The sequence below is a fragment of the Paenibacillus sp. 01T47 genome, assembly GCF_056398245.1.
The window spans coordinates 1-9,263 of record NZ_JBFTPA010000048.1; the positions used below are offsets into that span (position 1 = coordinate 1).

Below are 9,263 nucleotides of genomic sequence, written 5' to 3' on the forward strand. Positions count from 1 at the left end.
CCGTACCGTTAGCAAGACCGGCCTCCACCCCTTGGATAGGCGTAACGAAGGAATGAGAGGGCATAGACCCGTTAAGACATGGGAGTGAAAACCTCCAAGGGTGGCGTGGAGAATGCGTGCAGTAAATGGAAGTATATAGGACGGTTATATCCCTCCTCTATTCCCGTGCGCCTTCATGTTACCGAAGTCTAACAGGGTATTCCCTTCATGTCTTCCCCCCCTTACTATCCGGGCGAAATCCTGCGAATAAGCGAGCATTCGTGAGAAAATTATAACGTACCAAGGGAGCTTAACGAGGTCGCCGCTCTAAGCCAGCAGCCTCGTCACTATAATCACCGATTATATATCTGATTTCTCCGTTTCATACCAGGTTAAGTCAAAGAGAATTGGAGGCCAGAACATCGGTTCCATCCAGCGATATTTAAGAGCATCTAGCAAATCACCTAGAACAATAACACCGTTTTTATTTCTCTGTATTTTCCACTTGCTACTAATAACTGATTTACCTTGCTCAACCAATTCATAGGCTTCGGACCAAGTATAAGTCTTTCCTTCGATGTTTTCTATTCTCTGAATTTCCTCCTCATATCTCAATTTTCTTTCTCTCTCTTCATCACCCGTGTTCATTGAATCCCATATTTCAACGAATTCGTAGCCCTTAAAAGGCGATTTTTCAATAATATCTTTTAAAGCGTCAGTGACATATACAGCTATCATTCTATGTTGAGGGATTTTAAAAATATATTGACCCTCCAACTTACTTTTATCGAATTCAATTTTTATAATTGAACCATCTTCAATTATAGAATTATCATAATCGATACAATCGATCACATTAGTCACGTTTAAACCACATATGTCTTGTTTCAATTTGAAATCAAGAAATTGCACACTTTTTTTAATGAATGGAGAAAGAAACTCCTTTGTTTCCAAAGAAATAATAGGTATCTCAGGCAAAAAACCATAAAAATCATTGTATTTACCTTTCTTCACCACTTTCATTTCAATAGGAGTAAAATCATCTATTTTCCCTTCAAAATTAATAATTCGCAGTTGATCATTTTTAACCATTAATATTGTGGCATTTGAACTATAAAGTAATCTCCAAACTTTCATATTGTTCATCCTTTCATTCTGAAGTCCCAACCCTCATTTTTCCTGTAAGTAATTCGACTAATGGAGCAGCAGCCGCAGCAAACTGCTCCTTGATTGTTCAACTATCGTGTCCCGTTAATTCAATCAAGCCACTTTATAGCTGCATGCTTATAAATTGAATCAGAAAGAAACTCCTCAAACGTATCAAAGAGCGTAATTATCCCCTTAGTACTTCCCTCGTACCATTCTAAAATCGGTGGATTATCCCCTACACTTAACACAAAAAATTTAACTTCATAGCCCTGATGCATTGAGAATACAAAAGAACTCTCAGGCATTAATATCAGGTCATTATTCTCGCGCAATAATTCCTTGGCCGCATACTGAAGTTCCTTTAATTGTGAATACTTCATATCTGTACCTTGAAACAATCTTCCCGAATTATGACCAACAGCAAGCAAGTATTGCCGATAAGACTCCGGTAACTTGATTGCCAATTCTTGCTCAAGTAACTTTATTTCTGTTTCGCTACACCCTTCAAATGGACGAACAGTATGTAAATTCTTATCATACAGAAGCTTTAACAAATGATCACTTTTCACTAATAAACCTGCTTCCTAGTGGGATAACTCATAATTCGGGAAGAACTTAAATAATTCCTTCATTAACGTAACCTCCCTCTATGGAGAATCACTTTTCTCTTAAATACTCACGTTTTCTTAGTATATTAACCATGTTTGCTCATTACAGATAACACTTCAGTGGAACGAAGTTGTAGATTAAGAAATTTATGGGACTGGTAAAAGTGCAAAAAAGTCTCCACCTAGACCACTTGCTGTAAAAAGTGGTTTCTCCGGTAAAGTTTGGTTGCACCTTTGGATCTCCACATGAGCTCATGGCGGTCAACCCTCCCACATCTCGCAGAGTCTACGCTCTCACATTCCTTCATTCAACCTGTCCATGAGGTGAAGGTCAGATATGCTGCCCGGCAGGATCTTCGTCCGTATGGATTGTGCCGTTCCGACTCATCCGTGCTTCTTGTTATCTATCTTTTGGTTTAGGTCGTTATCTTTGGAAAACGTTCTGTTAAGCCGCTTGTGGTAATTCTACACCTCGAGGGATATCCTGCATCATCTTTTCTTCCCTGAACTCATGTCCCTTTTTCAATATGCCGAATAGGATGCGTATGAGTTTGTTACACAATGCGATGAGAGACTGCATTTTCTTCAACGGATTTCTCGACCGTTTGGTGTAGTACTCGTGCAAAGCTCGGAAGGCTGCGTTTTTTGCGACCAGCGGCATCATCACTCTAAAGAGTAAGGCACGAAGGCGTTTCCTACCTCTCTTCGTTATCCTAGTCTGTCCGGTATGTGTGCCTGATGAATTTGTTTTCAAATTCAATCCAGCGAGCTTCGTGATCTGTTTGGGATGTCGGTACTGACTAATATCGCCTACCTCAGCTAGAAAGCCCGCGATGGTGTCTCTTCCAATCCCTTTCATGGCCAACAATTGTTGTACATGTGGGATCTGCTTGAGTAATTCTTCCAATTTTGTTTCCAGTTCTTCCAGTTTTCTATGAAGCCATTCGTACTGGTTCAGCAGCACCTTCAACTCCATTTTAGCCAACTCTGAACCTTGATGGATACCAACAGAACGGCTGGCTGCTGCCTTCAGATTCTTGATTCGGCCTAGACCAAGCCCACGCTTTGCAGCTTCTCTCAGATGCTGCAGCAGGATCTCCTCTGGTACGGAAACAAGCTCATGTGGCAGTAGATAGAGACTTAGCATTTGGATGGCTGACTTGCATTCCCAATCCTTAAATACCGTCAGAAACTCGGGGAAATACCGATCTAGCCAGTTATGGACACGTGCTTGCACAACGCAAAGGTCAGTTGTCAGGTGCTCGCGAATTTTCATGGCTTCCCGCAGTTCAGCATAAACGCCCTGTGGAAGGCTAGGTACAGCGTATCTCCCATCTTTGACCAACTGTGCAATCACTTTAGCGTCCTTGATGTCATTCTTCGTCGGAGAATTGTCATCAAGCTCTTTGCTTTTCTTCACGTGTAGTGGGTTTACAACACCATATTTAACTTGTTGCTCTCTAAGATAATGAGCTAAGTTTAACCAGTAGTGACCAGTCGGCTCCATGCCGACCATGACGTCCTGAAGCCCTTGTTCCGCAACAATCTTTTGGAACCAACTAATGAATAATTCAAAACCTTCTCGATTGTTTTCAAACGTGATCGATTTACCGAGCTCGACTCCGTGATAGTCTTGTGCCCTGGCCACATGTTTGAATTTAGCAATGTCGACTCCGACAATTAAAGTAGAAGAAGTGATTTGATTAATTCGTTCATTTTGAGTAGAATGCTTGTTGTAGTCTCCTTGGTTTGTATTTGGATCCAGTAGCTAGCCAGCATTATGGACCCATTAACATCATACCAAGGAGTCTTTTTATTTCTCAAACCTCGTATTTCTTCATAATAGGAATGCTGCCCGTTAGTATTATGAGGTCACCAGAAATTACTGGTCGACCTCATTTTTGTGTGGTCGTAAGATAGCGGTAGCTCGGGATCGAACGTTTCTGCCCGTGAGACTTGGATCTCGAGAGCTATTCCGTTCATCCCCCTACTTGTTAAACCATGATTAGGCTAGTTGGGGCATGACCCCGAATCACATGCGATAATGTGGACGACAAGAAGGTTAGGGGCTTCCGGCGAATATATAACAAGGAGTGGTTACATGAATCCTGTCATCGGACTGGATGTTTCCAAAGGAGAAAGTCATGCACAAGCATTCACTGACCGAGGAATACCGCACGGAAAGATCTTTCAGTTTGAGCATAATCTTGAGGTAGCCGCGGAGGACCAATGTTAAAATTCATTTTTGCCGCCTGTATAATGTTATTCAGTCAAACTACCCACGTATCGGCAATACAAATCGAAGACGAAGCTGAATATATTGCAATTTATCGCAAGACTGCTAAGTCCGCAAATATAGGCAGTAATAAAAAGATATTATGAGAAGGTACTTGTTCATCCGCCGACATACACACCGTTTCATGGAACCCAAATAACGTGTGAAGCAAAATGAAAAATTAAATTTAGATCATAGTCTGGTCGGTGTGTAGTAGTAATACTTCCTTCCCTCTTCCAGAAGTTGAATTTACATCATTATCCATACGTCCGCATCCAAAATAAATTTTTAAACTTGGTTTGACACAATTTCAAGATGATCAATATAAAGTCAAACGATTAAATCCATTACTTATAGGACATATTACCAATATCAAAAATGATAGAGGTGTGTGACTCTTTATGTATGTTTCCGGTACTTCAGTCTCGGAATTTAACTCCGAAAAACCTTCTCTTATGCATACACTAAATCAATTTAATGATTGTGTAGATCTTACCCACAGGTCTTACCCCGAAATCAAAATGGATTTGGTCTATTTTAGTCATCAAGTTGATCATGATAAGCTGTATCGTGAAGTTATGGTTCCCTTACTAAATTTGAATATTGAGGAGGTTCCCTTAGTATTAGAAAGATCTCAGTTTACCTTAATTACAGATGCCAAAGAAATAATAACCGGAATTTTATCAGGAAGGGTTGCAATTTTTTATAATGAAAATGCTTTTCTCGTCGATGTGTTTGGCCTGCAAGCACGTTCTGTTTCACAATCTGAATCTGAAACGGTCATAACAGGTCCGCATGACGCATTCACTGAACAAGCTGGAATCAATTTATCATTGATTCGTCAGCGCATTAAAAGCTCTCATCTGAAAGTGATCAAACTATCTGTTGGGGAAATAACCAAAACAGATGTCTATCTTCTATATATTGAAGATATCGCCAATATGGATTATGTGAATGAGGCCATACTTAGAATTAACAATATAGAGATCGATGCACTATTTGATACCAATATGCTAATTCAATTCATTGATGACTCACCTTATTCCATTTTTCCACAATTTCTTACTTCTGAACGCCCAGAGGCCATGGCCTCAAAATTAGTTTCAGGCAGAATTGTTGGCATTGTGGATGGCAGTCCCTCGGCATTAAGCGCACCAACTTCATTCTTCGAGTATTTCTCATCTTCTGATGATTATAATCAACGATGGATGCTCGGAACCGCAAGTCGCTTATTACGATTTACCGCGCTCATAATTACACTTTCATTTACTTCATTGTATGTCTCAGTGACTACCTATCATTATGAAATGATCCCAGAGAACATGCTGCTGACTCTTACGGAATCAAGAAGCAAAGTTCCATTTCCGCCTCTTATAGAAGCGTTATTTATGGAAGCAACAATTGAACTCCTTCGCGAGGCGGGTGCTCGATTGCCATCCAAAATCGGTCAAACGATTGGTATCGTCGGTGGTATTGTAATTGGACAGGCTGCAGTTCAAGCAGGATTAACCAGTAACATTCTTATCATCTCCGTAGCTTCCTCTGCCATAGCATCCTTTGTTACTCCGGCCTACGTCATGAGTAATTCCATTCGATTACTTCGATTTGGGTTAATATTACTTGCAGGAATATGGGGAAACTTTGGATTGGCAGTAGGTATCACGGCGATTGTGATTCATATATGTGGACTTACCAGTCTCGGTTCTTCTTACCTTACTCCCGTTGCTCCTTTCAAGCCAAAGGATTGGAAGGATGTTTTCATTACTGCACCAATTAGCTTTCTCAAAGAAAGACCTACTCAAACCAAGTCACCTAATAAGGTTAGGAATAAGATGAGAAAATAAGGATGGGTCCCCAAAATGCAGGAAAAATTATCACAATTTCATGTGACTATTCTGATTTTTATGACACAGACAGGTATGGTGATATTCACACTCCCTCGGCTACTAGCCCACTATTTTGGAACAAACGGTTGGCTTGCATTAGTTATAATTTTCATGATTGTTTCTTTAAATATTTTATTGATTTCTATTGTACACCGCCTTGGTAAAGGGAAATCTATATTCGTAGTCATGGAGCAATCCATACCTAAATTCATTCTTTTCCCTTTCTATCTATCATTAGTCTTATTATGGATGATGATCGGTTGTTTAATTGCAAAGCAATACGTGATGGTATTTCAAATGATTGCTTTTCCAACAACGAACTCAATGGTATTTAAGCTGGTTTTCGACGGCCTTGCCTTCTTCCTCATTCTCAAAGGTATATACAATATTTCAAAAGCAGCAACAGTCTTTTTTTGGGCAATTATTTGGCTGCTATTATTGCTATTTTACTTTTATGGTGATTTTCAATGGTCCCGTTTGACTCCATTTTTCTTTCAAGAAAGCGCAATAAACATGCAAGGTGTTGCGAGTATCTATTTAGCATTTTTGGGGTATGAACTCTGTTTGCTTTTATTCCCATACACTGATCAAAAAACAAATTTAATGAAAGCGGTTTGGAGTGGAAGTTTCCTGATTTTCCTCAATTATATATATACCAGTTTTATCGCCTTTGGCTTCTTCGGTCACAAATACTTAAAGGACTTAGAGTATCCACTACTGAATATACTCGCGTACATACAATTTCCATTTATTCAGGGTACAGAAAATTTGTTTTATGCTTTTTTTATGTTCTCAATCATTGTTACATCAGTCATGTTTTGGTGGGCAGCTAAAGAAGTCAGTATAAGAATGTTTCCAATAAGCCAAAAGATTTTATTGCTTGTTATCCTTTTAGTGTCCTATTTTATTTCCTTTATTTTCGATGGGTTGAGTGAATTAGAGCAATGGTTGACAATCCTTGGTTATATAGAAATGTGTGTTGCGTTTGGATTGCCTATTGCTTTGATTATTCTTCTGCTTGTACAAAAGACTAGAGGTGAGTTGTAAAGTGATTAACAATCGTGCTTGGCTCTGGATTCTTGCTACGCTTGTACTTACTGGCTGTGGCGATCAACGAATTCTTGAGAATACAGGCTTCATTCAATCTACAAGTTATGATCTTTTGCCTGATGGAAAAATAAATTATGGGATAAGCGTTCCCATTGCAAACCCAGAAATAAAAACATCAAGAGACTTTATTTCAACTGAGGCGAAAAGCAGCAAAGAAGGCCGAATACTTCTTGCAAAAAAGACCAATCTGACGCTAGTTAGTGGACAATTAAGAACCACTCTGTTCGGGTTACCCTTAGCAAAAAAAGGAATTTGGGAGTTCATGGATACGCTATTGAGAGATCCTACCATATCTGATCAAGTCAAAGTTGTTGTTGTAGATGGGAATGCAAAAAATCTGCTCGAAAAGAACTATACCTCTTATCCCCGAACAGGAAAATACATCGATCGTCTTATACAAAAAGAAGCAAAGGGGCAGACCATACCGCTTACCACATTATATTCGTTTGTAAGAGATTATTATGATGATGGGATTGACCCAATAGCTCCTCTTATTAAAGATGCTGGGGAAAGTATAGTCATAGATGGAATTGCTCTTTTTAAAGATGACAAATATGTAGGCAAGATAAAATCAGAAGATTCATTGATTTTCAGTTTTCTACTTGACAGCTTTAATCATGGCGAAATAAATATCGATTTAATTGAAGAAGAATCGCTAGATAGTAAAACAATCATGTTAAACTCTATGAATAGCACAAGGAAGGTTTATGTTAAACACGAAAATGATGGGCAAACAAGTGTTTTTATTAATGTTGATATAAAGGCTTCGATATTAGAATACATCGGTGAATTAATGATGAGTAATGATTCCGAAAGAAAAAAGTTGGAACTTGATATCTCCAACATATTAACTCAACGGGCAGAAGGAATCATAAAATTCCTGCAAGAAAAAAAAACAGACAGTCTTGGCATAGGAACATATTTCAGAAATAGCATGACTCACTATGCTTGGAAGGACATAAGTTGGAATGATCAGTACCCTGTTTTAAACATACAATGTAAGGTTAATATAAAAATAAAAGATTATGGATTTCGTCATTAGTATCAGTGGCTTCTCCCCTGATTGGGAATTCTTCCTTACCACTGGAATTTAGAAGAAATCCTTCACTACTAAACATTCTGCCCTTTCGTATTATGGTTCAACTAGATGAATCCTTATACCCTTAGCCTTTAGCAGATAGGTCACTTAATGAGCAATAAAAAATAGCCACCTGGATGGGTGGCTCGCACTCAAAAAATGTCAGTTTACACGGGAAAGATTCAGATGATTCAGAACTTGAGTATAAGAGACATTAACATTCCCTTCACTGATCGACGATGCGCGCAATACGGGGAAGTATGTACCTGGTTAGGAGATGGCATATATCTTCGGCGTTAGCAGAACGCCCTCAACCACCAAATAATAATTCTGCAAGTCCAAGTTCTTATTGTAGTTTTCTGTTGGTATATTCATTGGATAATGAGTAATCTCAACTAATAAGCAAAAATGTTTCCTGTTAATTCTCTAATCTAAAACTGTAGATTTAAGTTTCATAGCATCTGAAAATCCTATTCGGTATGCCTGCATAATAACAAGACTCTTTTGAGCACATATTTCTTCGAGTGCATATAGAGAATTATGTGCAGACTCAGGTGTGACTTTTTTAAGTTCACTTAAGATATCATTAAATCTTTTAGAAAGACCCTCATTTTCTTCTTCACATACTTTCAAAACTTCCCAACTTCTTTGTTCAAGCTTGTGATCAATCCATTCCATAAACACTTGTTATGTCTCCTCTCGCGTTAGCAAACTTGTTTAGTTTTTTTCGGCTTTGTTATTTCAAGCTGAAATTTTATGATTCTAATTTTGTCAATGAGTACTTCAAACTAAATATTAATTCAATTTAAACCCATATAGTACCACATGTAAATGAAAATTCACGATCGCGAATTATTTTCGAAATTCGACAAAAATTGACATAATACCCCTTGACTAAATTCGTTCAAATCAATTGAGAATAAAAAAAGCCCACTTATGTTTCTGAGAGCCTTGGTCAAGACCCCTATTTGTAGACATTGCAAAAAACACCTAGGCAGAAAGCTGACGTCTGTAAGCAACAGGCGTCATTTTTTTTAGTTTTCTCTGCGGTCGCTCGTTATTATAGAAATGCAAATATTCTTCAATTCTCCTTTGTGCCTCTTCTAAACTTCGGATATGATAAGGATAGAGTGCTTCCGCTTTTAAATGCGAAAAAAAGCTCTCCATAGAGGCATTGT

9 protein-coding genes are annotated in these 9,263 nt (G+C 38.6%); 4 read left to right on the plus strand and 5 right to left on the minus strand.

Going from position 1 to position 9,263, the window contains the following annotated elements; genetic code table 11:
• Window positions 1-339: 339 nt before the first annotated feature.
• The 3 genes from AC1DOV_RS34220 to AC1DOV_RS34230 form a co-directional block, all read right to left on the minus strand.
• A complete protein-coding gene (locus AC1DOV_RS34220; RefSeq protein ID WP_441887192.1) occupies window positions 340-1,116 on the minus strand; it encodes an imm11 family protein in 777 nt (258 codons plus the stop codon).
• Window positions 1,117-1,235: 119 nt separating this feature from the next.
• A complete protein-coding gene (locus AC1DOV_RS34225) occupies window positions 1,236-1,697 on the minus strand; it encodes an SMI1/KNR4 family protein (RefSeq protein ID WP_441887194.1) in 462 nt (153 codons plus the stop codon).
• A gap of 484 nt (window positions 1,698-2,181) precedes the next feature.
• Window positions 2,182-3,501, minus strand: a complete 1,320-nt coding sequence (locus AC1DOV_RS34230; protein WP_441887206.1) for an IS110 family RNA-guided transposase — start codon at window positions 3,499-3,501, stop codon at window positions 2,182-2,184.
• A 336-nt stretch (window positions 3,502-3,837) separates the two neighbouring features.
• Between AC1DOV_RS34230 and AC1DOV_RS34235 the strand changes: the two genes are divergently transcribed.
• The 4 genes from AC1DOV_RS34235 (at window position 3,838) to AC1DOV_RS34250 (ending at window position 8,049) form a co-directional block, all read left to right on the plus strand.
• Entirely contained in the window at window positions 3,838-3,972 is a 135-nt protein-coding gene (locus AC1DOV_RS34235) for a hypothetical protein (protein ID WP_441887207.1), read from the plus strand.
• Between the two features lie 440 nt (window positions 3,973-4,412).
• The gene (locus AC1DOV_RS34240) at window positions 4,413-5,855 is read left to right on the plus strand and encodes a spore germination protein (RefSeq protein ID WP_441887196.1); all 1,443 of its coding nucleotides are present in this window, start codon (window positions 4,413-4,415) and stop codon (window positions 5,853-5,855) included.
• Between the two features lie 15 nt (window positions 5,856-5,870).
• Window positions 5,871-6,944 carry a GerAB/ArcD/ProY family transporter gene (locus AC1DOV_RS34245; RefSeq protein ID WP_477512995.1) on the plus strand — a complete coding sequence of 358 codons (1,074 nt, stop codon included), beginning with the start codon at window positions 5,871-5,873 and terminating at the stop codon, window positions 6,942-6,944.
• A 1-nt stretch (window position 6,945) separates the two neighbouring features.
• Window positions 6,946-8,049, plus strand: a complete 1,104-nt coding sequence (locus AC1DOV_RS34250; protein ID WP_477512996.1) for a Ger(x)C family spore germination protein — start codon at window positions 6,946-6,948, stop codon at window positions 8,047-8,049.
• Between the two features lie 462 nt (window positions 8,050-8,511).
• On the opposite strand, the gene AC1DOV_RS34255 is transcribed toward AC1DOV_RS34250, so the two are convergent.
• Window positions 8,512-8,769 carry a hypothetical protein gene (locus AC1DOV_RS34255; protein WP_441887202.1) on the minus strand — a complete coding sequence of 86 codons (258 nt, stop codon included), beginning with the start codon at window positions 8,767-8,769 and terminating at the stop codon, window positions 8,512-8,514.
• 306 nt (window positions 8,770-9,075) lie between these two features.
• The coding region (locus AC1DOV_RS34260) for an IS3 family transposase (protein ID WP_477552119.1) at window positions 9,076-9,263 on the minus strand (188 nt) is incomplete at its 5' end.